Here is a 26625-nt window from a genome sequence, read left to right on the forward strand (position 1 = left end):
AAGAGATAAAAAATATTGGAAGATACTAATAAGCCAAGTGAAATTATTAATAAAGGGGGTTGATATAAACATATGATAAAAACCAGCAGGATAAACTACTGGTCTTTATTATTAATGTGTAATTTTTATTTATTATCAATAAACCGCATTAGAGCGCAAATTGATTCATGGTGTTATCTTTACCCGACGCTTTCAGTGCCTGTTCGCCAGAGAAATACTCCTTGTGGTCATCACCAATATTGGAGCCAGACATATCTTGGTGTTTCACACAAGCCAGACCTTGGCGGATCTCTTGACGTTGTACCTCTTTGACATATCCCAACATGCCTAGTTCGCTGAAGTAATCTTTTGCCAAATTGTCGGTAGACAACGCGGCCGTGTGGTAGGTTGGCAGGGTAATCAAGTGATGGAAGATCCCTGCTTGCGCTGCTGCGTCTTTTTGGAAGCGACGAATTTTTTCATCGGCTTCGATGGCCAGTGGCATGTCATCGTATGCTTGGGACATCAATTGGTCACGTTGGTATTCGCTCACATCTTTGTCTTCGGCCAACCACGCATCAAACACTTGTTGACGGAAGTTTAATGTCCAGTTGAAAGATGGGCTGTTGTTGTAAACCAACTTAGCATTTGGGACGATCTCACGAATGCGATTCACCAGACTGGCGATTTGTCCGATATGTGGTTTTTCTGTTTCGATCCACAATAAATCTGCGCCATGTTGTAATGAGGTGATGCAATCTAATACGACGCGATCTTCCCCAGTATTGGGTTTAAAGCGCACCAAGCCATTGGCTAAGCGAGTCGGTTTAATCAAGCGATCGCCTAGTTTAATCACCATATCGCCAGATTTCATCTGATCAAGCGAGGTCACTTCTTCACCATCAATAAATGCCGTATATTGTTCAGCTAAGTCGCCTTTGGTGCGGGATACAGGAATCTTCTGCGTTAAACCAGCACCTAAAGAGTCGGTCCGCGCGACGATCACGCCATCGTCTACGCCCAGTTCCAAAAAGGCGTAACGAACAGCGTTGATTTTCGCCAAGAAGTCTTCGTGTGGCACAGTTACTTTGCCATCTTGGTGACCACATTGTTTGGCATCAGACACTTGGTTTTCGATCTGAATACAGCAAGCACCGGCTTCAATCATCTTTTTCGCTAGTAGATAGGTGGCTTCTTCGTTACCAAAGCCCGCATCAATATCGGCAATAATAGGCACAACATGAGTCGCAAAGTGATCGACTTTTTGCTGTATTGATTGCTCACGTAGTTGGTCGCCGGCCTTTCTAGCTTCGTCCATTTCTTTGAATAAATGCTGTAATTCACGCGCATCCGCTTGTTTTAAAAAAGTGTACAATTCTTCGATCAAGGCTGGTACTGAGGTTTTCTCATGCATGGATTGGTCGGGTAACGGGCCAAATTCAGAGCGCATGGCGGCCACCATCCAACCCGAAAGGTACAGGTAACGGCCATGAGTTGTTCCAAAATGCTTCTTAACGGAAATCATTTTTTGTTGACCGATAAAACCATGCCAGCATCCTAGCGATTGCGTGTAGTTCGCCGGGTCAAGATCATAGCTTGCCATGTCTGCACGCATAATCTTGGCCGTATATTTAGCAATATCTAAGCCGGTATTAAAGCGGTTTTGTAATTGCATTCTCACCACGTATTCGGGATTCATCGCTGCCCATGTTGGGCCTTGTTCAGAGATGGTTTGGCTCGCTTGTAGGGTTTTATTTTTGTAAGTTTGCATATTGTTTCTCTCTTTCGGGTTGCTTTAATTAGCACGACTAATGTGCTTGCTAATACGTTGTTTAAAATGGGCTCGTTTTTAAATTTGCATATGTGGCTCGTTAAAAGGGCGTTTTGCTTTAACTCGGTATGCATGCAATACCGGTTCTGTGTACCCATTGGGCTGAATCACGCCTTTAAAAATCAGATCTTGCGCCGCTTGAAAAGCGAGGCTCGGTTCATCGTGATCGTTGAGTGATTCTTGATGAATTAAGGAACGGGGCCCCATTGGACGGTAACCTTGGGTCTGTTTATTTTGTTCATCTACGACGAATGCCATGCGCTGCATCACTTCGTCTATCTGTGATTTATGGCACACGCTATGGAGCAGCCAATTGGCCAAATGTTGGCTGGAAATGCGCAAGGTGGCGCGGTCTTCCATTAAAGCCACGTTGTGAATATCGGGCACTTTGGAACAACCTACGCCAGCCTCTACCCAGCGCACAACATAACCCAATAAACCCTGAACGTTGTTTTCAATTTCTCGCTCAATCTCTTGACTCGATAAGGTCAGATTGCTTGGAATGATTGGGATGGTGAGCAACTCTGTTAAACCCGCTTGAGCACGGTGTTTGATAAGCGCCTGCATCTGAAATACATCCACATGGTGATAATGCAATGCATGCAGCGTCGCCGCAGTGGGTGACGGTACCCAAGCGGTGCTCGCTCCAGCTTTAGGATGCGCAATTTTTGCCTCCATCATGGCCGCCATTTCATCCGGCATGGCCCACATGCCTTTGCCAATTTGTGCCTTGCCGGGTAGACCACATTGTAAGCCGATATCCACATTGCGATTTTCATAGGCCTGAATCCATGGCTGGTTTTTGATCTGATCTTTTGGCAAAAAAGGCCCTGCGTGCATACTGGTATGAATTTCATCGCCCGTGCGATCTAAAAAGCCCGTATTGATGAAGAACACCCGCGATTTCGCCTGACGAATACACTCTTTTAAGTTCAAGGTCGTGCGACGTTCTTCATCCATGATGCCGATCTTGATGGTGTTCTCTGGTAAGTCCAGCATCTGCTCAACACGTGCAAATAACTCACAGCTAAAGGCAACTTCGTCTGGGCCATGCATTTTGGGTTTAACAATGTAAATACTGCCTGTGCGGCTATTGCGTATGCCTTCTGTTCGTTTTAAATCCAGCGCGCCGATCAAGCTAGTTACCACCGCATCTATGATCCCTTCAGGAACAAAATTGCCCTGTGCATCTTGCATCAAGTCGCATTCCATCAAATGCCCGACATTACGCACCAACAACAGAGCGCGGCCATGTAAACGGTATTCATGACCCTCCAAATCTGTAAAAATGCGATCAGGATTCATGCGGCGGGTTTGCATTTGTCCATCTTTTTCAAAGCGCGCAGCCAAGGTCCCTTGCATCAACCCCAACCAGTTACGGTACACTTCGATCTTGTCTTCGGCGTCCACTGCCGCAACAGAATCTTCGCAGTCAATAATGGTGCTTAACGCCGATTCAATCACGATGTCATTAATATGGGCCTTGTCGTTCGCGCCATTGGCCCCATTGCAATCAAACTGAATTTCTACGTGCAATCCATGATTTTTCAGCAAGATGGCGTCTGGTTCACTGTGTTGCCCATTTACCGCGACCAGTTGGCTAGGTTGCCGTAAACTGGTTTGGCGTCCATCATCTAAGAAAGCCAACAATTGGCGGGCATGCACCGTGTAGAGGGTTACGTTTTTATGCGAGCCTGATTCGAGAGTAAATATGTCATCCAAAAAGGCTTTGGCTTTGGCAATCACCTGTTTACCCCGAATGGGGTTGTAACCTTGATTGGTTGTCCATTCGGCCGTTTTTGGGATCACATCCGTGCCGTAAAAAACATCGTACAAACTGCCCCAGCGTGCATTTGCCGCATTGAGTGCAAAGCGGGCATTTTTAACCGGGACCACCAATTGCGGCCCTGCCAAAGTGGCAATTTCGGCATCCACGTTGGTGGTATTGATGGTGAAAGCCTCACCTTCGGTGATCAAGTAACCTATTTCACGCAAGAACGTCTCGTAGACAGAGATGTCCATTAGTCGACCTTGGTGAGCCAAGTGCCATTGATCAATCTGCTGCTGCATCTGGTCTCGAGTGGCTAATAGCTGACGGTTTATAGGGGCTAAATCTTCGATTAGCTGCTCAAGATTACGCCAAAATAGTGCCGGCTCGATCGTGTGAAGGGGCAATACTTCGTCGTTAATGAAGGTGTAAAAGCCTGAGTTGATCATATTTTTATATTTAGATGAGGGCATCGTCATCTCGCTTTCCTTCTTTGATCGGTCTACTTCAAATTTGTTTATGTGTAGGATGTCGCAATTCGTTTACTAGTTGTTAACAATTGCTTGATTTACACTCTATCTCCTATTAACTTAAAATTTCACAATAAGAATTACACAGTGTAAATTTTACAAAAATGAAAAGTAAAAATAGTCTCAATCGCAAAGCCCATTTTTTGGGCACCAAGATCCGTAACCTACGTAAACGTAACTGCTTGACGATGGAGGATTTATCGGCGCGATGCATTAAAGTGGACGCAGAAGCTGCGCCATCGGTGTCTTATTTGTCCATGATTGAGCGAGGGAAACGCATCCCCAGTGAAGACGTTTTGGAAGTCATTGCCAGTGTGTTTCAAAAAAGTGTTGATTGGTTTCTTGACGATATTCCCGAAGAGGAGGCTATCACCCCATCTAAAGGCTCAGGTGGTGGCATCAATGGGATGGCATTAGAGCCAAACTTTTTGTTTTCTAAAGAAATATTGCAAATTGCCATCCCTGAAATGCTTTCTCAAACTGGTACCAATGGCCGTCAATTTGCTCACTTACTGATCCGTGCTCACCAAGAACATCATCAAAATCATTTCCCTGATTTAGAGCGCGCGGCCGAAGAAGTAGGGCTCAAGCGTTTGCCATTAAGTCTTGATGAGATTGTCGCCATCACCAAGCAAATGGGATTGCGGATCGAGTGGTTCGCTAAGACGCCCATCGAGGTTTTGCAAGAGATGGGCATTGATAAAAGCCATGTGGTCACCTCTTTCTTTGTGCCACCTTGCACGATTTACATTAACCAAATTATGAAAGCTCAACCGCAACGCCTGAAATACAATCTTGCTGTGCACATTGGCCATGCGGTATTACACGACAACGACAGCATGCAAAATGTGCTCGTCACTGGGCGTGATGAGATCTCGCCCTTACAAGCGAACAATGCCAAATTACAATCGTCGGGAATGGATGCTCAGGATGTTTTGTTTGCATGGCGAGATTTTGAATGTAGTTTTTTTGCTGGGGCATTACTGTGCCCCAAAGTGCCGTTTCGACAAATGCTGGATCGCAACGGTTATGAGATCAACACCGCAAGGTTGGCCGACGTTTCAGAGTCTGTCACTATGCGTCGAATGACCGCGGTTTCGCCGTATCCCCATTGGCATTATTTCGATGCCTATGCGCCGGGCAAACTCAAAGCAGTTTATCGAGGCAACGGCATTCCACTGCCTTGGGGCAACATGAGCATCGTGAAAGACCCTTGTCAGCACTGGTCGGTATTTCGCAAAATTAACGATCTCAGTTCAGGCACTTCTGCGCAAATTTCCATTCTCGATGTGGGGGATGAATCACGCATTTACGCCTGCGAATCAATTAAGGTGCACGATCTTGCGGGCAACAGTCATGTGCTTTGTTCAGGTATCGATCTCAATCCTGCTATTGATGCCCAAGGCAAAGATGCTCTTAGTATCGCCAGCGATCTACGGAAAGCCTGCGTGACCAAAAATGGCTCTTCGCCGATTCCTCAAATTATTAAAAAGGATCTCATGAGCGTGGCAAAAATTCTCAATATTAACTGGATAGAACGGGGGATCGGCAACGACGCGAGGCTTATTTGTTCCCGAGGTGCGGTCTGCCCAAGATCTTCGAATTGTTATCTAAAATGTGAGGTGAATTAGGCAGTTGCTTTGAAAATAGTGGTGCTGTAGCAGAGAAGACTAGTTGGAAAAAAAATAATTTTTGTTAAGACAACGCTTGTTCGTCAATGCGCTTGTCACTGCGGTTCGTTTTGTGTGGGTCGTTTGATATTGAGTCAGATGAACGCGACAGTATCAAGAACAAAAGTTGAAGACTGTCTGAAAAGCATGCTGAAAACGTTCACGCTGTTTATTAAAAATTTAAGCATATTTGTCACTTTGGGCGCTAATCTCAAAGGTTGTACAGTAAACAATTGATAGTGGTCCGGCAAAAAGAGTAAAAAGTTAGTTATTTTCTAGTTGTGTCATTATGTGTTTTTGTTTAGCTAATGGCTGTATTTGTCGCTATGCTCATATATAGCTAACTGATTAAATGCTGTTTGATGATGGAGTCGTTTTTGACAAATCTACTTAACCGATATTATATGAAAGCTTATAGCTAGACGCCGGTCGCCCAGAATTAATACCTTGGGTGTTATATGGGGCAGTATTATTTAGGATAATTTCGCCGAGTGTTTTTATGATTAGTATTGAACAGATGGTCAGTATAATGGAAGCATTGCCAGACCCTGTTTTTATATTGTCACGTAGTGGTAAATATATTGACGTGTTCGGCGGGCGTGATACCCGTTATTATCATAGTGGCAAAGAGCTTATTGGGTTGCGTATTTCCGACATTGTTGAAGGTGAAAAGGCAAAGTGGTTTCTGGAACAAATTGCGCTTGCGTTGGAATCGAATAAGTTGTTGATCAGAGAGTATGAACTGCATAATGTAGAGATAGATAGGGCCCTAGCGGACGGACCACAGCAACCTATTTGGTTTGAAGGCCGTATTCAAAAGCTCGATTTTTTGATTGACGGTGAGTCCGTGGTGCTTTGGGTGGCCAGCAATATTTCAGAGCGACATGAAATGGAGATTAAACTTCGAGAGCTCAGTGATACCGATCAGCTCACAGGGCTGTTTAATCGCAGAAAACTTGAACACGATCTGATACTTCATTATGACGCATTTGAACGGCACGCGGTGCCAACCTCTATCTTGATGTTTGACCTCGATAACCTAAAAATAGTTAATGATACCCTTGGTCATTATGCGGGTGATGAAATCATCATGATGATTGGCGACATTTGTCGGTCAGAACTGAGGAAAACGGATATTGCCTGTCGCTTTGGGGGCGATGAATTCGTGATTGGCTTGCCGAGTATTGAATTAGAACAGGCGGTGCAATTTGCCAATCGGCTACGAAAGAAAGTTAAACGTGATATGAGTCTACTTTCCACTGGTGAGACCACGGTTAGCATCAGTATAGGTGTTGCGACTATGGAGCCAGTAGACCGATCATATGAAGATACCTTGAAACGTGCTGATGGCGCTTTGTATGAAGCGAAACGATGCGGTAAAGATCAAGTGGTAGCCAGTTAATACCAAATTAGTTGCAGTGTCTTAACCGGTGTAAGTGAAGTGAGCCGTGATCTGCATTGAAACTTAAAAGGTATCCATTGCAGTCCAAAAATCGAAACGATATTCGATAGGCAGACTGGTTGACGAGAGTCAAACCAAGCAGAATTAAGCTGACGGAGCAGGTACAAGAGCCTTCAACGATATCGCGGCTAAGAGGCTGGTGTGACGCAAACACGATTACGACCATGGCGTTTCGCCTGATAGAGCGCCTGATCGGCACGTTTTATCAATTGGTGGTGCGAATCATGTTTTTCTCGCTGTGCAACACCGATACTAATGGTGACGTTTTCACAATGACTGAATGACAAAGTGGCGACTTGGCGGCGTAGATGGTCAGCTAGATCGACGGTTTGCGCAAAAGTTTGGAAGAACGCAATAATAATAAACTCTTCACCACCATAACGGCTTAATAGCGCCCCGTGTTGATGACAATATTTTTGCATACATGCGGCGACTTGAACCAGAACTTGGTCACCGGAGCTGTGTCCGTAGCTGTCATTAATGTGTTTGAAGTGGTCGATGTCGACGACAAGAACGTGTAAATGGTAAGAGGTGGTGAAAATTTTTCTAAATATGTCCAAAATAAAACTGCGATTTTTTAGTTGCGTTAATGAATCGGTTTCACTGATTTGTTTTAGACGCCGCGCATATTGATTTGCGCGGTTGATCTCGTGATTCAGCTTACGCGAGTAAACCCCCATCATGGCAATCATGAGCATCAACGAGATCAAGTTACAGATCATAATATCTTCATAACGTTGTTCTGGCTGGGTATACGTCAATATCCAACTGGGATGTATGTGTTCAATCTGGATCAATACTAAAGGTTGAGCCACCATCATAAATACGATCGGTAAGCGGAAGTAATTGATCTCGTATAAAACCACTGTGCAATAAATGACAGCAATATAGGTGAAAGCCAGCGTTGGGCCGTAAGAGCCAGCGTCCATAAACCAATTGAGCGGTAAACTGACAAATAAGATATTAAATACATAAATGATCGCCATTCGCTTAAATTGCTGTTTATATCGGGAGAAATACCACAATACAATCTGCATTAAACTATTTGCTAATAGGATCCAATTGTAGATGAAGGGAATATCGAGATAAGCAAAATTGAACGTTGCCGAGATGGCCAAAAATACGCAGGTAAGCAATAGCAATGTGTGATGGACTTGATAAAATAATGGCAAATTATCTGAGCCAAGTAGGTAGTGACGCAGACGAGGTGGCAAAGAAAAAGGTCGGTCCATTTTTATTCCCAATTTAATCAATAGCAAGCTTAGAAAAACCATCTGTTGTACTGCCATCAAAATATAGGGCGCAGTGGCAGGGACTTCGGCAAGCAACTCACCGAGTTGTTGTTTTTATATTGCAGAGCATCAATTATGTGCTGAATAGCCTAACACAATGCGATTCCTTATAAAGCTATGAGTGAGTTTTACATACATGTTGATGATTCCGGAACATGTGAATAGCATAAAGACAAACGCAAAACCCAAGGGTTATTGGGCATGATGAACGGTCAGTTTGCCATGACTCAGATAGTGGGATCGGCACAACCTTGGCTGTTGGTAATTGCTGTTTCACCCAAATTTGTATAGAGCTTGCTTATCGCTATTTTAGCGAAGAGTTACACACCTGATCATTAGATTGTGGATATCTTACTCCCGCATTCGGCGCTGCTATCTGCATGATTTTCAGTATTACAACTTTTTCGATGCAGATCATATATCAGCAGTGACCCGGTGTGAATAAGCGACTTTAAAAAAGCAGATTACATTGTATGCTAGAACTTCTTTATATAGCGAACTGCATGTTGTTGCTCTGTGTTGGCACGTGATTGATAATGAATGTTGCCGGAGAGTTTGAAACATGTCATTTTTATTGTTGAGAGTAGCGACATGAAAGTCGGGCCGTTGGGTGAAGCTAGCAATAGTGTTTGGCCGATATCAATACTGACATGACTATTTTGCCTTGTGGTGATATACATCATAAGCTAACTCTCGCATTGCATAATGCGAGTTTGAGATCCAGACGATGACTGAGCGTGGCTTTCGACAACGAGTGTCACTGTATTGAGTCGCCGCATAGCAAGTGGGATTGTAGATTAAAGTTTGAGTCTTCCCTTACCTGAGTTAAGCAAGAATGATCCACCCCAATTGGTCAAGTAGGCTGCGCCAATGAATGGCGCTTTTGGGTTTGTTGTGTTTTTGGGGTTCAAACGTTATGTAGCAGTTTGGTCAGTGTATTGCTCAGATCTTAATAAAACGGCAGTTTTCAACGATAGAAACGGAGTATTTACATTGCTTGGTATCGAAAATTTTTGGTTATTTGTAGCGTCCGGCATTTTGCTTAATATTATTCCTGGGCCTGACTCGATACTCATCGCTGGCAGGGCTGCGAGTCAGGGGTTTAAAGCTGGCTCATCGGCAGCACTGGGTATCGGCACGGGAACGCTTATTCACATCATCGCGGCGGCATTGGGTTTATCTGCTATTTTAGCGACTTCAGCGACTGCGTTCACGATCGTGAAAATTTTAGGAGGAATGTATCTGCTTTATATGGCGATTGGCATGTTTAGAAGCAGTTGCTTGGATGAGGACATCAAAGTCATTAAACCGGAAAAAGCATCTTTAAAAAGAATATATATTCAAGGTATAGTTACAAACTTATTCAATCCTAAAGTGGCGTTATTTTTTCTATCTTTTATGCCTCAGTTTATATCTACATCCAGTGATAATAAAACATTAGCTTTTTTGGTACTTGGTTTAGTTTTTAACTTCAACGGTATGATCTGGTGCCATTTTATTGCTCGGGCTTCATCATCAATGAGCCGAAGATTGTCGGCGAGTAAAGCGGTGAAAAAATGGTTGTATAGAGTTGCTGCAAGTTTGTTTGGTTTGTTTGGAATCAAATTACTAGTTGCGACACAAAGCTAGCGAAAGTACGTATCAGGGCGAATTTCGCCGCGCGGCAAAATTGCCAGTGAGTGACTCGTTCGCAATTGCCTCTGCCGCCAAAAGGTTAATGAGATAGACAACGAGGCCGTATCGTTGTAGCGTGACTCACGCTCGTTTATCGATATTTTTGGCGAGACCATCACTTTCGTGTGGGCGAGCGTGCATCTGAATTGATTGTTTCAACTCCACCGAGCCGAGTGATTTAATTACACTCGACGGTGATAGATCTGTTCGCCTCTCGTGTGGGGCTTGCAGCTTAGGCTTCAATCACCACACGTGAGCATCCTTGATGATACAGCTGCTGGAAGATGTTATCTTCGCTTTGGATCGATTCTGAAACTGACAGCCCTGCTCATGACATCAGGTGCTAGTTTTAATATTACGCCTATTTTTCACATTTTCGCGATAGGGTATTAAGTAAATTATAATGGAGTATCTATGAAGACGATTGGACTTTTGGGGGGCATGAGCTGGGAATCAACAGCCAGCTACTATGCTGCAATTAATAGAGGAATCAAGTCGAGATTAGGCGGTTTACACTCGGCAAAAATTTGCTTGTACAGTGTCGATTTTGATGAGATTGAAAAATTACAACATGAGGGAAAATGGGCCGAAACGGCTGAAATTTTATCCCGAGCAGCGCATTTGGTGGAGCAGGGCGGTGCTGATTTTCTGATGATTTGTACCAATACCATGCATAAGGTGGTTTCTGAGATCGAATCAGCAATCACGATCCCTGTCTTGCATATTGCCGATGCAACCGCACAATTGTTGGTGCGTGACCAAGTGAATAAAGTAGGTTTACTGGGCACACGGTTTACCATGGCGCAAGATTTTTATAAAGGCCGCTTAATCGACAAATTTGGGATTGAAGTGGTTGTTCCCAATGCTGACGATCAAACGATTGTGCATGATGTGATTTATAATGAGTTGTGCCAAGGTATTGTTCGAGCGGAATCTAAATTGCAATACCTGACCATTATTAGCAAGCTTCAAAAACAAGGTGCACAAGCCGTCATTTTAGGATGCACTGAAATTGCGTTGTTAGTTGGGCAACATGACACCGATGTCCCCGTGTATGATACCACCGAGATCCATGCTAATAGCGGCATCGAACTCGCCTTGTCAGAAATCACATTATAAGGTTTAGCACCTGGTTGATATGTAATTGCTCTGCTTGGGCCGCAACGATTAAATCATGCGGTTTGTCCAAAGGTTGATATTGCTAGTGGATGCTCATTAACGTGAAAACGTCCTAAAAAATTAGGAGCCAACTATGAGTTGGCAGTTGAAGAAGGTAGGCAATATTGTATTGATAATCGCGTTACGTCGTTATTATGAACCTCGACTTTATCGGGTTAATTTTTACCAGTCGTTTGACTTTATCAAAACACAACGATTTGATCAGCGCTTGTCGAATAGACAGTTATTTGAGCTGGCCAATATGCAAAAGTGCCTTTGCGTGTCAACCTGTCAGAATGAAAGCCACTCCAGCTAGGTAAAATATACTAGGGTAGAGCCAGTTACGTGGGCGTCTACGTAAATGTTCAAGTACTACGGACAAAATGGCACCCATAATCATGTACAAAGGAACGACCTGAACCGAGGTAAAGTGTTTCATGTCATCTGGTAGATAATAGAAATAGAAAGTTTTATAAAACAGTAGGAAGAAAACATTCGCCAGAATCTCTAATATAGGGCCATCTATTCCCGAAGCCAGACCAATGAGCCAATGGGGGCGTAATTCCACTTTTTTAGCCACGAGTACTTGATGCAAGAAATACTGATAGACGCCATATACGGGCCAGATGATGAAGTTTAGCGCTGAGGTGTAACCTCCATGAATTGGCCAAACATGATACTGCCAAAGTGGTTTACCTATGACTAAGAAATACAGTTTACCCAGACCAACTTCGCAAACTATGGCGACTAAAAAAGTAACGGCCATGGATAGCATCAGCTGATAAACATCGATACGGACCCAGCTTCGTAGTAGCAATGAACTTAAAAAGTAAAAAATAACTATACCAACTAACGCGCCGGACATTCCTTGTTGTATCAGCGCCCCCATTAGCGTGTCCTTGTCTCTGTTGACATAGAATCGTTTTTACTGCAGTTCTCAACATTCAATTCTTTATTTTTTAATCAGTTATATTCTTAGGTGAGATCACTGCATTTCTTGGGATATGTCATAAATTATTGTTAGAGGTCTGATAATGATGAGTCGTTTAAATGCTTTTTCTCCAATGTGAATTACTCTTTAGGCTGAAATCACGCAGTTATACTATCGAGGTCTAACGGCTGTAATCTTGTTTTGAAATACAGCTTGCTGCGGTTGTACTAAATCGTGCTGGTGAAAAAAACAAAGCCTTTAATATCACTGAATAAGACGTTCGTCCTCGAGAGAGTGCAATTGTTCTATTACACGGCGTTCGTTGTACTACCCCATAGGATCGCTATCGATATGCAATAAGGAAACGTAAAATGAGTATTGCTAATGACCACTCAGATTTAAAATCGTCCAAGATCGTTGTAATTGCAACCAGTTATAATCAGAGATCTTTACTCGACAGCTATGCTTGTCTGCGTTAAAAATGGACTCTGGATGTTTATTTATGGCTCACAAGCTGTGCTGTAGTGTCTATTTTAGCCCTATTTTCCCTACGCTTGTCATACCGTGAAAAGGCCTCAATGAGAGTATCTAAATGATCATAAGAAATAAGCGGTACCGTTTTTTTCAAGGCGTATTACCACTAAATCGATCTCAGTTTTCTCAAGATGTCATGGCGGGTTTGACCTTAGCTGCACTTGCTATCCCCGAGGTTATGGGGTACACCCAAATCGCAGGCGTGCCAGTTGTCACTGGGCTCTACACCATGTTATTACCGATGTTTTTGTTTGCGATGTTTGGCTCTTCTCGTCGACTAGTGGTTGGGGCCGATTCTGCAACTGCCGCGATGTTGGCAACGGCATTGGCGGGCATGGCTGTGACGGGGTCGCAAGCTTATCTGGCATTCGCTGAGGTGTTGGCTCTTATGGTGGGCGTAATGCTGCTGTTGGCTCGCATGTTAAATTTAGGGATGCTCGCTAACTTTTTGTCTCGCACCGTATTGATTGGGTTTTTAACCGGAGTTGGAGTGCAAGTCTCCTTAGGGCAAATAGCCGGCATGTTGGGGATGCACGTTGATGGCATCAGCAGCTTATATAATATAGTGTTTCACTGGCAGAAATTGGAAACGGTTAATGTTTACGCGACGGTTATTTCTCTAGCCACGCTGATTATTATCGTCGGGATGCGTTTAGGGTCCAAACGTATCCCTGGCGCCTTAATCAGCGTCATGACAGCAATCCTTGCGAGTTGGCTCTTCGACTTGCAAGGTTATGGGATCAAGTTACTCGGCGCGGTTCCTAGTGGCTTACCCAGTCTGCAGTGGCCCGCTGCGTCGCTGAGCTGGCAGCAATTCCAGAATTTAATTCCTTCTGCTTTTGCGATGTTTATCGTGATTATTGCCCAAAGTGCCGCTACTTCTCGAGCGTATGCTACCCGCCATCATGAAAGCTTAAATGACAACGGTGACCTGATTGGCTTGGGAATGGCAAATTTGGGTGCCGCTGTATCAGGGGCCTTCGTGGTCAATGGCAGTCCGACCAAAACTCAAATGGTGGATGGAGCGGGTGGTCGTAGTCAGCTAGCGCATTTAATCACGGTGGCTATTGTGATAATCGTATTGTTATTCTTCACTGCGCCTTTGGGTTATCTCCCTAAATCGGCCTTATCGACCGTGGTTTTTCTGATCGGCATTGAACTGATTGATATCAAAGGGATGCGTAACATATTATATGAGCGCCCTTGGGAATTTTGGGTCGCTTTAATCACCGCATTAGTCGTGGTTTTTTGGGGCGTGGAGCAGGGGATTTTACTTGCCATTGTACTCTCATTATTGGTTCACACTCGTCATGGCTATCAACCACAAAATAGCGTGATCGTCTCTATTGGCAATGGACGTTGGCGTGCAGTTTCGCTAAATAATCACGCTCAGCTGATACCCGGCTTACAGGTGTATCGTTTTACACATAGTATGTATTACGCCAATGCGGCCTATATGCGCCGTCAAGTTATGTACTTACTGCATAGTGCTCGCCCCCCATTACATTGGTTTTGTGTCGATGCAGGGGCTGTAGACGATGTGGATTTTACCTCAGCGAAAACGCTAACAACTTTATCTAAAGAACTACAAAAATTAGAAATTCGTCTGGTGTTTGCCGAAGTATCTGAGAACGTCCGTGTTGAATTAGACCGTTCTGGCATCACTGAGTTGATTGGAATTGATGCTTATTATGACTCGGTGGCTGATGTCGTGGATGCTTTTCAACATCGTCATAAAATTCCAAATTAGCAAGGCAAGAGGATCGTCTGTTAAATTCCGGTTTAGGGCTCTGACGCCTAGGCGAGGAGGATATATGTGTTAGCCCGATTAGCCAATCGGTAACAAGTGAGCTTTGACTCTCGTCTGTAAACGCTATATCTATCGAAAAATCCATAGTATTCGTACTTTATAGAGCTCAAGATCGGCACTGATTGAAAAGAGATCGGGTCGAGTAGCCGTCACTTGGTTTGCAACTGCTACTGTGTCCCGAATTAAGCGGTACATGCCTGTATATTGACTCATTCTGAGTGTTGATTAGTCAGTCTGTTTTAATTTTTTTTCCAGTTTGTCACATAATTCTTCCAGCACGGCAATGCGGGCATGGTGTTTGTTATTGGCTGCAATCAAGCTCCAAGGAGCATAGTCTGTGCTGGTATGCACAACCATGTCATTGACTGCTGTTTCATAATCTTGCCAATGATTGCGGTTGCGCCAGTCATCGTCGGTGAGCTTATACTGCTTGTAGGGAATGTTTTCGCGGGCTTTAAAGCGTTGTAATTGTTCTTGCTGATCGATATGAAGCCAGAATTTAAGCAATAGGCTACCGTGATGGATGATTTGTTCCTCAAAGTTGTTGATTTCGGTGTAAGCGCGTCGCCATTCATTGTCTTTTGCGAAGCCTTCTACTCGCTCGACTAATACCCGGCCGTACCAGCTGCGGTCATAGATTGTGTGTTTACCTGAGGCCGGTATATGTCGCCAGAATCGCCATAAATAATGGTGAGCAATTTCTTCATCCGTAGGTGCTGCTATCGATATAACTCTGGCAATGCGAGCATCTACCGCCTGCATAATGCGCCGAATGGCACCACCTTTACCCGCTGCATCCCAACCTTCAAATACCAGAATAAAGCTGATGTTTTTATGGTACGCCTGCCAGCTCAAGCGGGTTAGCTTCTCCTGCAATTTGGCGAGGTGTTTATGGTAATGTTCTGGTTCGCCGGCTTGTGATTGGTTGAGCAAACTTAATATGGTAGGTTCGGTCGGTGTATCGGGCTTTTGTTCCGCTTGGCTAACGTTTGTGGGTGAAGAGATCGCTTCGGTGGCCTGAGAGGCAAGGGGAATATTCGCTAGATGGGTGTCTACAGTAGTAATTATTTGCTTAATCACGGTCAAATTTCGGTAGTTGTCATCCTCGGCATCGATCACATACCAAGGTGCAATCGCCTGATCCGTTAGCCGTACGGCTCTTTCAGCTGAACGAATATAGCGTGAGTAGTGAGTGAGGATCTGAAAGTCTGCATGGGAGCTTTTCCAACCTTTTTTATGGGCCGCTTTAAGTTCTTTTAAGCGCGACTTTTGAGTGGCTTTAGATGAATGTAGCCAGAATTTAAGAATTAACGCACCATCTCGCGCCAGTGTCGTCTCCAATGCTTGTATACGCTGCATATGCGTATCAAACGCAGCCTTTTTTTGCTGTTTGGTGGATCGCTTGATGAGTTCACCGCTATACCAAGAACCATAAAATAAGCCAATACGTCCCCGAGCAGGAAAGTTATGCCAATAACGCCAAAAACGCGGTCGACGGGCTTCGCCATCAGTTTTAGAACCAAAACCGTTTACTTCTAGTCCTCGAGTGTCAAACCACTGATTGAGAAGATTGACAACCTCGCCTTTGTCTTTGCTATTCACACCTTCTAGCAGAATAAACACGGGCACATTGGCTTGTTGTAAAGCGAGTTGGGTGAGCAATAGCTGCTCGCGAAGTTCTGGTTCCAGTTTTTTGCAATCTTGCTTACTGATTGAACGTCCTAACTCGGCTGCTTCAAACATCGGTGATTGTCCTTCGGATTGAAAGTGATGGATTAAATGTAGCATGGGTGATGTGCGTATAATGAGTGCATTGTCTTAGCTCGCTCAATTAGCCAGTATATTGCCAATGCGCTGTCATGGGGCTTTTCATTTGCAAAGGGCAAATTCTCAGGCGTGTCGGTTGTTCAATCCGTTGGGGTTGACTTAACCCAATTGATGTCGTTTGGCATGTGATGTCGATGAATAGGCGTGCAAGAAACGATGTCATTGTGCTGTAACTAGGAGCAGCGAATGCCCATTTGTTGTTTATTTAGCCACTGGTTTACTAGGGAAAACGCATTAGAGCGTTCAGGGGACTATTTTATACCCTCATGATTTTTTGTTTTTACCACTCTTTGATGCAATGCTAGATTGCAATATTAACCTCTTCCGTGAATCAATGGATGACTAAGAAAATCGAACCTGGGGTTTAAATTTAACTTGAATTTATGAGGAGCCACTGTGGCTGATATTTCTCTTATCTATTATTCAAAATCCGACATTACTAAAACGCTCATGTCGGCGACGCAAACTGCGATAGAAGAAGCTGGGCTTGAAACCTTTTCACATGGCATTAAAGGCACTGAAATTGTCGATGGTCGCTTCGTGAATGAGTTGGTTTTAGAAGAGCTTTTAACCAGTCGTGCGGTTATCTTTGGTTCACCTACTTATATGGGAAATGTATCTGCCCAATTTAAGACATTTGCTGATGCAACCAGTGTGTTTTGGACCGACCAAGTCTTATCGGGAAAGCTTGCGGCAGGTATAACATCGGGGACAGGGTTAAATGGCGATCAGACGAATACATTGCAGTATTTCTCAACGTTATCAAGTCAACACGGCATGCTTTGGGTCGGTTTGAATGCCTCTTATGGGGAACACAGTGAGCTCAATCGACTCGGTTGCCAGCTGGGTGTCGTCGCGCAATCAACCGACGGCAGGGTTCATCCTCAGGATCTATTGTCAGCGCAGTTCTTAGGTAAGCGAATGGCTAAACTAACTAAAGCTCTGTGTGCAGACAAACCCTGAAGCCAAAAACGAACTTTTGAGCTGCTTGATGCGCAATAACAAGGATTAAGACGCATGACTTTGGCAACGGTAGATAAACAGACGTTGTATTTCAACTTTGGTTATAAAAAGTTAGCGGACCCAGACTATTTTATGAGAAAATTTAATCCTCGGGTTTATTTATAAACAAACCTAGGTTGTTAATCGATCGCTGATTATTAGTTGATTTAAACGTCTAGAAAAGGGAAATAATGTTATTACTCGAATTAGTTAATCCGCTAGATGTTGCCGAACTGCGCGATCTCGCTGTTAACGCATTTATGGAAGATAGACGTTATCGGCCCGATGATGTAAAAGATGGCAATCCACCTAGGTTGGATGACATACAAAAACATCAAGAATGGTTGCTTTTGTATACGTATCTTAAATGCACAATGAATGGACGCCTTGTTGGTAGCTGCATTTTAAAGCTCACTGATCAGCAAGGTGAAATTATAGGTATTCATGTGCAACAACACCAGATGAATACTGGCGTTGGTTCTTGGATGATCAATGAATTAGCACAGCTATTTCCTCAGGTTTCAACTTGGACGCTGGAGACGCCAGATTATGCTACTCGCAACCATCATTTTTATGAAAAAAATGGGTTTACCTGTATTCAAGTCATCCCCAAGGTACTATCTCTTGGATTTGGATTTTATAAGTACTCAAAAAGCGTCGAAGTAACGTTAAAGTAACGAGGGGAACGCTAAAATAGTAAGACATCAATGATAGCCAACCTTCACCTATTGATAAAAACTCGAACATCTCATTTTTCTAAACATATCATAAAGTAGATGGCCATCACTCATTAACTGTTTGGTGCATCAAAGGGGTTATGTTTGTAACTATTTAGCTGTTGTATGGCTATGCTTAGCCGTGCACGTATGCCATCAGTGGTATTTGTATTGAAGTGATTGTTTGGCCGCTTTTCGCATTGTGATAACTCCATATAAAATATATAGTTATTAATGACTCAGGTTGTATGCGTTATTATTCCAGTTATGTATAAGGAGATGCGAGTTGACGATCGTTGCAAAAGCTTTGAAAGCAGGGGATACCATTGGATTTTTCTCACCGTCTTCACCGGCTACATACTTTGCGGCAAAGCGTTTTGAGCGCGCCAAATCTTATTTGCGCGCACAGGGGTTTCAATTAGAAGCCGGCGAGTTAACAGGTAAAACAGATTATTATCGCTCAGGGAACATTGAAGCGCGCGCCCAAGAATTAAATGCGCTGATTCGTAACCCTAAAGTTCGCTGTATTATGTCAACAATTGGTGGAAGCAATAGTAATTCATTACTTCCGTATATTGATTATGATGCGTTAGTGAAAGATCCTAAGATCATTGTCGGTTATTCGGATGTAACTGCGTTATTGTTAGGTATTTACGCTAAAACAGGGCTGATTACTTTTTATGGGCCAGCATTGGTCGCATCTTTGGGCGAGCTTCCCCCTCTTGTCGATGAAACATTTGCCTCGTTCTCACAGCTACTGTGTCACCCTAGCAACTTACCCTATCGCTATCGTATGCCTGAAAAGTGGACCGATATTCGGTTTGCTTGGGAAACGCAAACAACAGCAAAACCCGTTCAAGATAATGAATGGCAATTTTTGGGTAGTGGCGTCGTTCGGGGTCGTTTGATAGGAGGTAATTTAAACACCATGGCAGGAATATGGGGTAGCCCTTATATGCCGGATATTGTGGATGGGGACATTCTATTTATCGAAGACTCATTAAAAACGATAGGGACCGTTGAGCGCTCATTTAGTCACCTTAAATTATGCGGGGTATTTGACAAGATCGGCGCTATTATTCTTGGTAAACATGAGATCTTTGATGATCAAGGCAGCAATCGACAACCCCTTGATGTCTTACTCGAAGTGTTAAATGGCCAAAAAGTCCCTATTCTAGTCGGTTTTGATTCATGCCATACGCATCCAATGTTAGTGACCCCGTTAGGAGGAAATGCTGAAATTAATTTTGATTTTCAGACGGTTCACTTAGTATCAGATTGGCTTGAATCGAGCGGCGAGTCTTAATTTTTAATAATTCACATGGCCCCCTAATTTTGTACTTTGTAAGATTCGTTAATATGTGGTGGCCATAACAGCTGTATCAGGGAAGAATAAATGGATATACGTGAAGTTGGTCGTTTGGATATTGAGGCGATAACCCGCATTTATAATCACTATATTGTGAATACGACGATCTCTTTTGAGGAATCTCCCGTCTCGGAGCCTGAAATGCATGCACGGGTTAAACATGTTCAAGAATTTGGGCTGCCTTGGCTGGTGGTTGTCATTGATGGTGAAATTCAAGGCTATGCCTATGCAGGGCAATGGAAAGCGCGCAGTGCGTATAACTTGACAGTTGAGCCTTCAATTTACTTCGCGCCAGAGGCAAAAGGCAAGGGAATGGGCCGCTTGATCTATCATGCATTATTGGAACAATTAAAACGTCTAGGGATAAGAACCGTTATCGGTTCGATAGCCTTGCCTAATGACTCCAGCATTGCGTTGCATGAACGCCTAGGATTTAAAAAGGTTGGGGAATTCACTAACATTGGGTTTAAGCATGACCGCCGGATTTCGGTAGGGTATTGGCAGCTTGAGTTAAGTGATTACCCGATGAGCTAGTCGTTTCAAACCTTGGATTGGGAGTGTTTGGGGTTTTCGGGTTAGACCATCAATTTGTTACTCTGATGTCGCTCTGGTTTTTAAATTCAAACAGAAACGTTATCATTTTATTTTTGTGTCAATGCACCGCGAAATTTGCATAAAAAAATACCGAGCCAAGGCTGTTAATTATTTTTTGTTTTAATAGCGTTTGACAGTTTTTTGTGAAAACCACAATGGGATTAGATTGGTAAGGTTTAAGGTTGGCAGATTTGTAAAATTGAACAAAGACGACATAACATAACATGAAATGAAGGAACATCTGATGCGCAGAGACATCTGTATTCGGCCTGCTCAATCCACTGAATTGCATTTTGTTTATCAACTAGTGACTGAAAATGAAGAGTGGACGAAATTTAATGGTCCGTACTTTGCCTATACACCGCCTTTATTAGATGACTTTGCTACAGGCACATTTGAACGATTATGCAAAGGGTTAGATATGCAAGTTATCACCGTAGATGATGTCGTGGTCGGTTCAGTTAATTGCTATTGGGAGTGTGAGTCCACCCGTTGGTTAGAGGCGGGGGTCGTTATTTATGACACGGCGTATTGGGGCCAAGGGATCGCGCCTGTTGCACTGACTCAATGGATCAGTCACTTATTCTCAACGCGAGAAATAGAGCGTGTAGGAATGACCACTTGGTCAGGTAATCCACGCATGATGGCTTGTGCCTCTAAACTCGGTTTTAAACAAGAGGCTCGTTTGCGGAAAGTACGTTTCTACCAAGGTGAATACTATGATTCAGTCAAATATGGGGTGCTTCGCAGCGAATGGCAGCAACACGATTAGCCGTTAGTTAAGAACGAATATTAACGGAATATGACCTAAGCTAACATTGTAAGTCAGCTATATTGCTTCTTTTCTTGCGTAGCACTTTGACTAGCTGGCACGTCGGTCAGGTAGTCAAATCAACTTACTTAACGAAGAGAGCATTTTTTGTATGATTGGGACATAGCCAAGATGATATTTTTTCATGATCACAATTAAAGTTCATCATAATCCTTAAAAGACGTCTAGACATCTATTATAGTGAGTCCATTAATCGTTATTTCAAGGAATTTTTTGTGGCCATTCGTCCCCCCTTTCGCTCAGATGTCGTTGGTAGTTACTTGCGCCCTGATTATTTACATCAAGCCCGCTGTGATTTTCAAGCCAATCAAATATCAAAAAATGAACTGACCAAGATTGAAGATAGCGCGATTACTGAACTGGTTGAACAGCAGAAAACGGCTGGTTTGCATGTGATCACTGATGGTGAATTCCGCCGTGGGTTTTGGCATATCGACTTTTTAGAAAATTTAAATGGTATTGAAGGGTATGTGCCAGAGCAGGGCTATAACCAAGCATTTCATGGCAAAGCTGCGCCTTCTTACAACATTCGGGTGATTGATAAAGTGTCATTTAATCAAAATCATCCGTTTCTCGCGCATTTTATTTTTCTTAAACAAGTGGCTGAGACTCAAGATAAATACACGGCTAAAGCGACGATTCCAAGCCCAACGATGATTTTGCGCCAAGAAATACTGGCTAATGATGGGTCATCGAACCTCAGCGCTATCTATAGTGATCTTAATGATTTTTATCGCGATCTGGCGAAAACCTATCGGGATGCGGTGCAAGCCTATTATGATGCGGGTTGTCGCTATTTACAGTTTGACGATACCAACTGGGCGTTTCTTGCTGATGCCAATAAACGCGAAGGGCTTAAAGCCAAAGGGATAGATGCGGATAACATTGCTAGAATTTGCGCTGAGATTATTAATAGTGCTTTAGCTAATAAACCCAGTGATATGGTGATTACTACACATATTTGCCGGGGCAATCACGCTTCATCATGGTTGTTTTCTGGCGGGTATGAACCTATCGCAGCGGCTCTATTTGCCACTCAGTATGACGGTTTTTTTCTTGAATATGATAATGATCGCGCTGGAGACTTCGCGCCGCTACGATATTGGACAAATAAAGAAAGTCGAATAGTCCTTGGCTTAGTGACATCGAAGTTCCCAGAATTAGAAGATGCAGAAACTATCAAAGCGCGGATCCAAGAAGCCTGTGACTATGTACCGTTGGAAAATTTATGCTTAAGCCCGCAATGCGGCTTTGCCTCGACAGAAGAAGGCAATAAGTTAACTATTGAGGATCAGTGGAACAAAATTCGTTTGATTAATAGGATTGCAGCGAATGTTTGGCCTGATGTGCAATAACTAAATGATGTGGCTGGTGATTTTACTTGCGGTTGGCTTTATTAAGTTTTCAGTCAACCGTTTGGTCATCTGCGCCGCCGTAGTGCTTGATATGGATTGGATAACTCAGCTATAAAATGGCATCATTTAGACAGGATCACTAGCGCTTTGCGCGCTTGGGATGCCTATTATTCAATATCTGCATTTGGCGAGTCATTTTATATAAATCCACTCGTATCTAGTCGCCCGTGTAGTATAAAAAACGCGAATCTTACTTTAGTCGTTTTGTCGAGTGATACAGAATGTGTTGTAAACTAAGTTCGATAAAAAACTAATTTGGAACGTAGCGCCTACGTTAAAGAGATGATGTGGGACCATCAATGGTTAGATGCATGGAGTGCTGGGCGCTTTGCACCAGAAGCGCTGTTGATGATTGGGCCGTGAAGAGACACCGAATAAGCTGGCACAAATGTTGACAGTCGATTTTAGGGGACATATCAGCTATTGCCAGCGCGACGAATTAGAATATTGCTGTCTTAATCGTTATCACGGGTTTATTTTTGTAAAAAAGTCCCCATATATAAGCCAGGACGTATCACAATGATACGAAGTGTTGGGTGTTGTTTCGCAAAAGGTGTATGAGGCAGCATGAGTGCAAAAAATTATTATGATATCTTGGGCGTTGCGCGTGATGCCAGCGAGCCAGAGATTAAGAAAGCATACCGCCGGTTGGCCAAAAAATATCACCCTGATGTGAGTAAAGAGCCTGACGCAGAGCAGCATTTTAAAGAGGTCGGTGAAGCGTATGAGGCGTTAAGCGATCCGCAAAAGCGGGCCGCTTATGATCAGTTTGGTAGTCAATGGAAAGCTGCTGGTGCAGGGGCTCGTCAATCTCAACATGCTGGTGGTCAACCATTTAGTGGTGCTGGGTTTGGTGATTTCTTCGAGCAAGCTTTTGGCCAACGTGGTGGTTTTTCTGGTTTTGAAGGTAGCCGTGGGTTTCAGCAAACCGGAGAAGATATTCACTCTAAGATTGCTATTGATGTGCGAGATAGTTATTTAGGCGGACAGCGCTCGATGACATTGAATGTCGCCGGGCAACGTCGCACTTTAAATGTAAAAATCCCGAGGGGGATTAAAGCTGGCCAGAAAGTACGTTTGGCAGGACAAGGTTATGTCGGGCGTCACGGTGGGCCAAACGGTGACCTGTTCTTAGAAATTGATTTTCTAGAGAGTGACGTCTATCGCGTCGAAGGCACAGATGTATTTTATACCTTAGCGATAGCGCCTTGGGATGCAGCTCTTGGTGCGAAAGTGAGTGTGCCGTTACCGGATGAAAAGCAGGTTGAGATGACAATTCCGGCTAATTCATCTGGTGGTCGAAAAATGCGTTTACGTGGCCGTGGCCTCCCCGCCAAGGTGCCGGGAGACTTATATATTGAGCTGCAAATTTTGTTACCTAAAGCAGACAATGAGAAGGCTCGACAAGCGTATCAAACGTTTAAAGAAGCCTTTAGTTAAAAGAGCAGGGCATCTGCCCTGCTGCGTTAATTGGACTTGCTCTGATGGATAATTAAATATCCGCCCGTTGCAGCAGCCATCAGCATAAAGCATAAATATAAGAAAACTTGCGAGCCAACTTGTAACCCCATATGGCTTGCAACCCATCCCATGACAAAAATACTAAATGCCGCATATAGATAGCCACATAAAAAGAAAGTGGATGTCGAACGCTGAAAGCTGCCGAGCGGTTGAAATTCTTTTAATAGTCGAATCCCAGCAAGCTGCGTCATACTTTGCGCAATGCCCGTGAGTATTGCGGCGATGATCATTAAGATGATCCAGTGGTGTACTTCGGCGACAAGAACGCCGACTCCCCCTAAAAAGGTGCCGATAATGCCGATCAGTATTTGTTTACTGATTGATAAGGCCCGCAGACAAATTTGGCTGATGACACCCGATCCGAACATCAATAATGGGACGAAGCCAATCAGCGCATGGTTAGTGGTGTGCATTGACTCACTCATCATGCTTGGACCTAACGAAATAAATAGACCTGCTAGTGCAAAGGGGCTAGCAAATAATGCGGTTGCAACGAAAAAAAGTGGATAATTACGAGGTGATTCGTCCTTGGTCTGTTCATCTTCGTTATGCGTTAGTTGAGTGATGCTGGATGATGGCGCTAACTGGCGCAGTAAAAAGAAACAAATGATAAGTGCTACGATCAGTGGGTAAAAGATCCAACGAAAAGGCGTGGGAAATATATCGGCAATAATACCGGCGTAAAATGGCCCAAGACCAAAGCCGAGAACACAGCTTAAGGTCACGAGTAGTGGCGTGTTAATAATGTGCTGTGTAAGTCCAATTCTCACGATAAGAGAGATGCCACATGAGATAAATACGCCGCAGCCTAAACCGATTAAAACGCGAGCTGTGACGAGTTGCCAAAATTGATCGGCACTTGCAAACAGAACGGCTGCAATAATTGCTGTGATTAATGCTGTAGACAATAGTCGCATCGTTGTGCGCGCCGTTTGAACGCGGCGCATCAACAATAGTGAACAAACAATCCCCAAATGGTAAACCACAAAAATAACACTGATCCCAGTGGCACTATAATGGATGCTCTGCTGCCATAAGCTATAAAGAGGAGTGGGTGCATTAGCGGTCATATAAACGAGAAAAAGTGATATTGCCAGCACTGCCATCGCAAAGTGTGAATTCACCGAGCGTTTTGATTTGACCATCTTGTTATCCGTGCGTTAATTTTAGGGTTATAAAAATAACATGTCATTATCTGCTCAGACAATGACTAGTTCGATATTTGTCGAAACTCGACTGTCTGAACTGCGCCATCAAGGAGTAGGGTATGAGCCAATATGAGCACGCCTCCCCGCAAACGATTGAAGAGACTGTAACAGCTTTACGCCATGATGCATTAGCAGATGTGTTACATGCGCTTGGGGATCCTATTCGCTTAGCTATTATCGCTCAACTCTATCAGTATGAAAGTCGCTGTAGCGATCTCAAGTTACCCATCAGCAAGTCGACATTAAGCCACCACATAAAAATTTTGCGCCAAGCCGGTATCATTGCCACGCGTAGTGAAGGAACGGCTCGGATTAGTCGATTATGTATTGATGCGTTAGAAGAGCGCTTTCCTGGACTGATTCTCGCGGTATTAACTTCGCTTGTCGAAAGACCCAAGGATCCTTCGCCCTCATAAAAATGATAACGCTCCAAGCGTTGAGCATGGCTCGATATCGATCATCTGTTTTTGTTGACTTTTATTGCTGTTAAATCATCCACTTTGCACCATTGCAGATTACCTTCTGATTGCTTATGCTTGCTCATTTGCAACTGATTGTATAATACTGGCCTTTGGGTCAAAGGTGAATATATGGCACACCCTATAACTATTTTAGATGGTGGGTTGGGGCGAGAGTTAGCTCGTCGCGGCGCGCCTTTTAAACAGCCCGAATGGTCTGCACTGGCAATGATTGAAGCGCCTGAACAAGTGCAGGCTGTTCATCAAGATTTTATCAACAGTGGCGCGCAAGTGATCGCGACCAACAGCTACGCATTGGTGCCATTTCACATTGGCGACGAGCGCTTTAAAGAGCAAGGCCCAGCCCTCATTCGGCGCTCTGGTGAAGTGGCTAGAGCGGCAGCTTTGGGGACCCAGGTACAAGTTGCCGGCTCTCTACCACCGTTGTTCGGTTCATATCGTCCAGATCTCTTCGATGTGTCACATGTGCGCAATATTGCGATGCCGCTGATTGATAACTTGGCTGAATTTGTTGACCTGTGGCAGCTTGAAACACAAAGCCTTATCGCTGAAACACAAGCGGTGTTGGCGCTGTTACCGAGTGATGACAAGCCACGTTGGGTTTCTTTTACTTTGGACGATAACACGTTGCACGATACGCCGCGGCTGCGTTCAGGGGAGTCAGTCGAAAATGCAGTGAAAGCCATGTTGGACTGTCATGTTCAGAGTATTTTGTTTAACTGTTGTCAGCCAGAAGTGATTTTAGCGGCGATTGAGCAGGCAAATCGTGTGCTTGAAGAACAAGCGGCCAGTGATACCGTGCGCTTAGGTGGATATGGCAATGCTTTTGTCAGTGCGCAAGCTGAAAATGCTACCGCCAATGAAGGCCTTGATGATATTCGCCAAGATCTGACTCCGCAAGCATACCTTCATTTTGCACAGCAATGGCGAGCGGCTGGTGCTTCCGTGATTGGTGGGTGTTGTGGTATTGGGCCTGAGCATATTGCTTTGCTATCGAGAGAACTGCATTAGTTGTAAAAAACA

The 26625-nt window shown here is 43.9% G+C and carries 20 protein-coding genes; 14 read left to right on the forward strand and 6 right to left on the reverse strand.

The window, feature by feature from the left end:
* Nucleotides 1-148: 148 nt before the first annotated feature.
* Both ABUE30_RS01855 and ABUE30_RS01860 read right to left on the reverse strand, forming a co-directional pair.
* On the reverse strand, nucleotides 149-1750 hold the full coding sequence (locus ABUE30_RS01855; RefSeq protein ID WP_408621972.1) for an isocitrate lyase: 1602 nt from the start codon (nucleotides 1748-1750) through the stop codon (nucleotides 149-151).
* Between the two features lie 78 nt (nucleotides 1751-1828).
* Nucleotides 1829-4057, reverse strand: coding sequence for a malate synthase G (locus ABUE30_RS01860; RefSeq protein WP_408621973.1), 2229 nt, complete (start codon nucleotides 4055-4057; stop codon nucleotides 1829-1831).
* Between the two features lie 155 nt (nucleotides 4058-4212).
* Here ABUE30_RS01860 and ABUE30_RS01865 point away from each other — a divergent pair, with 155 nt between their 5' ends.
* Nucleotides 4213-5739 carry a DUF3612 domain-containing protein gene (locus ABUE30_RS01865; protein ID WP_408621974.1) on the forward strand — a complete coding sequence of 509 codons (1527 nt, stop codon included), beginning with the start codon at nucleotides 4213-4215 and terminating at the stop codon, nucleotides 5737-5739.
* Between the two features lie 538 nt (nucleotides 5740-6277).
* On the forward strand, nucleotides 6278-7180 hold the full coding sequence (locus tag ABUE30_RS01870; protein WP_408621975.1) for a GGDEF domain-containing protein: 903 nt from the start codon (nucleotides 6278-6280) through the stop codon (nucleotides 7178-7180).
* 188 nt (nucleotides 7181-7368) lie between these two features.
* On the opposite strand, the gene ABUE30_RS01875 is transcribed toward ABUE30_RS01870, so the two are convergent.
* Nucleotides 7369-8472 (reverse strand): GGDEF domain-containing protein, encoded by a 1104-nt coding sequence (locus ABUE30_RS01875; protein ID WP_408621976.1) that lies wholly within the window; start codon nucleotides 8470-8472, stop codon nucleotides 7369-7371.
* Nucleotides 8473-9402: 930 nt separating this feature from the next.
* Here ABUE30_RS01875 and ABUE30_RS01880 point away from each other — a divergent pair.
* Both ABUE30_RS01880 and ABUE30_RS01885 read left to right on the forward strand, forming a co-directional pair.
* The gene (locus ABUE30_RS01880) at nucleotides 9403-10161 is read left to right on the forward strand and encodes a LysE family translocator (RefSeq protein ID WP_408621977.1); all 759 of its coding nucleotides are present in this window, start codon (nucleotides 9403-9405) and stop codon (nucleotides 10159-10161) included.
* Between the two features lie 459 nt (nucleotides 10162-10620).
* Nucleotides 10621-11325: an aspartate/glutamate racemase family protein gene (locus ABUE30_RS01885; protein WP_408621978.1), complete on the forward strand. Its 705-nt coding sequence runs from the start codon at nucleotides 10621-10623 to the stop codon at nucleotides 11323-11325.
* Nucleotides 11326-11647: 322 nt separating this feature from the next.
* Here the strand turns inward: ABUE30_RS01885 and ABUE30_RS01890 are convergent, their stop codons facing one another.
* Entirely contained in the window at nucleotides 11648-12253 is a 606-nt protein-coding gene (locus ABUE30_RS01890) for a hypothetical protein (RefSeq protein ID WP_408621979.1), read from the reverse strand.
* A gap of 634 nt (nucleotides 12254-12887) precedes the next feature.
* Here ABUE30_RS01890 and ABUE30_RS01895 point away from each other — a divergent pair.
* Nucleotides 12888-14579: a SulP family inorganic anion transporter gene (locus ABUE30_RS01895; RefSeq protein ID WP_408621980.1), complete on the forward strand. Its 1692-nt coding sequence runs from the start codon at nucleotides 12888-12890 to the stop codon at nucleotides 14577-14579.
* Nucleotides 14580-14864: 285 nt separating this feature from the next.
* Here ABUE30_RS01895 and pap read toward each other — a convergent pair whose 3' ends face one another.
* The gene (gene pap / locus ABUE30_RS01900) at nucleotides 14865-16382 is read right to left on the reverse strand and encodes a polyphosphate:AMP phosphotransferase (RefSeq protein ID WP_408621981.1); all 1518 of its coding nucleotides are present in this window, start codon (nucleotides 16380-16382) and stop codon (nucleotides 14865-14867) included.
* A gap of 480 nt (nucleotides 16383-16862) precedes the next feature.
* Here pap and ABUE30_RS01905 point away from each other — a divergent pair, with 480 nt between their 5' ends.
* From ABUE30_RS01905 to ABUE30_RS01935, 7 genes are all read left to right on the forward strand, one after another.
* Entirely contained in the window at nucleotides 16863-17429 is a 567-nt protein-coding gene (locus ABUE30_RS01905; protein ID WP_408621982.1) for a flavodoxin family protein, read from the forward strand.
* A gap of 230 nt (nucleotides 17430-17659) precedes the next feature.
* On the forward strand, nucleotides 17660-18145 hold the full coding sequence (locus ABUE30_RS01910) for a GNAT family N-acetyltransferase (RefSeq protein ID WP_408621983.1): 486 nt from the start codon (nucleotides 17660-17662) through the stop codon (nucleotides 18143-18145).
* Between the two features lie 325 nt (nucleotides 18146-18470).
* Nucleotides 18471-19490, forward strand: coding sequence for a S66 family peptidase (locus ABUE30_RS01915; RefSeq protein WP_408621984.1), 1020 nt, complete (start codon nucleotides 18471-18473; stop codon nucleotides 19488-19490).
* Nucleotides 19491-19580: 90 nt separating this feature from the next.
* Nucleotides 19581-20087 (forward strand): GNAT family N-acetyltransferase, encoded by a 507-nt coding sequence (locus ABUE30_RS01920; RefSeq protein ID WP_408621985.1) that lies wholly within the window; start codon nucleotides 19581-19583, stop codon nucleotides 20085-20087.
* Nucleotides 20088-20391: 304 nt separating this feature from the next.
* Complete coding sequence (locus ABUE30_RS01925) at nucleotides 20392-20919, forward strand: GNAT family N-acetyltransferase (RefSeq protein ID WP_408621986.1); 528 nt, start codon at nucleotides 20392-20394, stop codon at nucleotides 20917-20919.
* A 275-nt stretch (nucleotides 20920-21194) separates the two neighbouring features.
* Nucleotides 21195-22334 carry a 5-methyltetrahydropteroyltriglutamate--homocysteine S-methyltransferase gene (locus ABUE30_RS01930; RefSeq protein ID WP_408621987.1) on the forward strand — a complete coding sequence of 380 codons (1140 nt, stop codon included), beginning with the start codon at nucleotides 21195-21197 and terminating at the stop codon, nucleotides 22332-22334.
* A 627-nt stretch (nucleotides 22335-22961) separates the two neighbouring features.
* Nucleotides 22962-23834: a DnaJ C-terminal domain-containing protein gene (locus ABUE30_RS01935; protein ID WP_408621988.1), complete on the forward strand. Its 873-nt coding sequence runs from the start codon at nucleotides 22962-22964 to the stop codon at nucleotides 23832-23834.
* A 26-nt stretch (nucleotides 23835-23860) separates the two neighbouring features.
* Here ABUE30_RS01935 and ABUE30_RS01940 read toward each other — a convergent pair whose 3' ends face one another.
* Nucleotides 23861-25060, reverse strand: coding sequence for an MFS transporter (locus tag ABUE30_RS01940; protein WP_408621989.1), 1200 nt, complete (start codon nucleotides 25058-25060; stop codon nucleotides 23861-23863).
* Nucleotides 25061-25182: 122 nt separating this feature from the next.
* Between ABUE30_RS01940 and ABUE30_RS01945 the strand changes: the two genes are divergently transcribed.
* Nucleotides 25183-25539, forward strand: a complete 357-nt coding sequence (locus ABUE30_RS01945) for an ArsR/SmtB family transcription factor (RefSeq protein ID WP_408621990.1) — start codon at nucleotides 25183-25185, stop codon at nucleotides 25537-25539.
* A gap of 174 nt (nucleotides 25540-25713) precedes the next feature.
* Nucleotides 25714-26613 carry a homocysteine S-methyltransferase family protein gene (locus tag ABUE30_RS01950; protein ID WP_408621991.1) on the forward strand — a complete coding sequence of 300 codons (900 nt, stop codon included), beginning with the start codon at nucleotides 25714-25716 and terminating at the stop codon, nucleotides 26611-26613.
* The last annotated feature ends 12 nt before the right edge of the window (nucleotides 26614-26625 follow it).

The organism is Celerinatantimonas yamalensis (genome assembly GCF_046054155.1).
Lineage (GTDB): Bacteria > Pseudomonadota > Gammaproteobacteria > Enterobacterales > Celerinatantimonadaceae > Celerinatantimonas > Celerinatantimonas yamalensis.

Coding starts and splice junctions, on each gene's coding strand:
- ABUE30_RS01865 (WP_408621974.1), top strand. CDS start 4,213: ATGAAAAGTAAAAATAGTCTCAATCGCAAAGCCCATTTTTTGGGCACC.
- ABUE30_RS01910 (WP_408621983.1), top strand. CDS start 17,660: ATGTTATTACTCGAATTAGTTAATCCGCTAGATGTTGCCGAACTGCGC.
- ABUE30_RS01895 (WP_408621980.1), top strand. CDS start 12,888: ATGATCATAAGAAATAAGCGGTACCGTTTTTTTCAAGGCGTATTACCA.
- ABUE30_RS01870 (WP_408621975.1), top strand. CDS start 6,278: ATGATTAGTATTGAACAGATGGTCAGTATAATGGAAGCATTGCCAGAC.
- ABUE30_RS01860 (WP_408621973.1), bottom strand. CDS start 4,057: ATGACGATGCCCTCATCTAAATATAAAAATATGATCAACTCAGGCTTT.
- ABUE30_RS01875 (WP_408621976.1), bottom strand. CDS start 8,472: ATGGACCGACCTTTTTCTTTGCCACCTCGTCTGCGTCACTACCTACTT.
- ABUE30_RS01950 (WP_408621991.1), top strand. CDS start 25,714: ATGGCACACCCTATAACTATTTTAGATGGTGGGTTGGGGCGAGAGTTA.
- ABUE30_RS01885 (WP_408621978.1), top strand. CDS start 10,621: ATGAAGACGATTGGACTTTTGGGGGGCATGAGCTGGGAATCAACAGCC.
- pap (WP_408621981.1), bottom strand. CDS start 16,382: ATGTTTGAAGCAGCCGAGTTAGGACGTTCAATCAGTAAGCAAGATTGC.
- ABUE30_RS01925 (WP_408621986.1), top strand. CDS start 20,392: ATGCGCAGAGACATCTGTATTCGGCCTGCTCAATCCACTGAATTGCAT.
- ABUE30_RS01880 (WP_408621977.1), top strand. CDS start 9,403: ATGAATGGCGCTTTTGGGTTTGTTGTGTTTTTGGGGTTCAAACGTTAT.
- ABUE30_RS01940 (WP_408621989.1), bottom strand. CDS start 25,060: ATGGTCAAATCAAAACGCTCGGTGAATTCACACTTTGCGATGGCAGTG.
- ABUE30_RS01935 (WP_408621988.1), top strand. CDS start 22,962: ATGAGTGCAAAAAATTATTATGATATCTTGGGCGTTGCGCGTGATGCC.
- ABUE30_RS01855 (WP_408621972.1), bottom strand. CDS start 1,750: ATGCAAACTTACAAAAATAAAACCCTACAAGCGAGCCAAACCATCTCT.
- ABUE30_RS01945 (WP_408621990.1), top strand. CDS start 25,183: ATGAGCCAATATGAGCACGCCTCCCCGCAAACGATTGAAGAGACTGTA.
- ABUE30_RS01890 (WP_408621979.1), bottom strand. CDS start 12,253: ATGGGGGCGCTGATACAACAAGGAATGTCCGGCGCGTTAGTTGGTATA.
- ABUE30_RS01920 (WP_408621985.1), top strand. CDS start 19,581: ATGGATATACGTGAAGTTGGTCGTTTGGATATTGAGGCGATAACCCGC.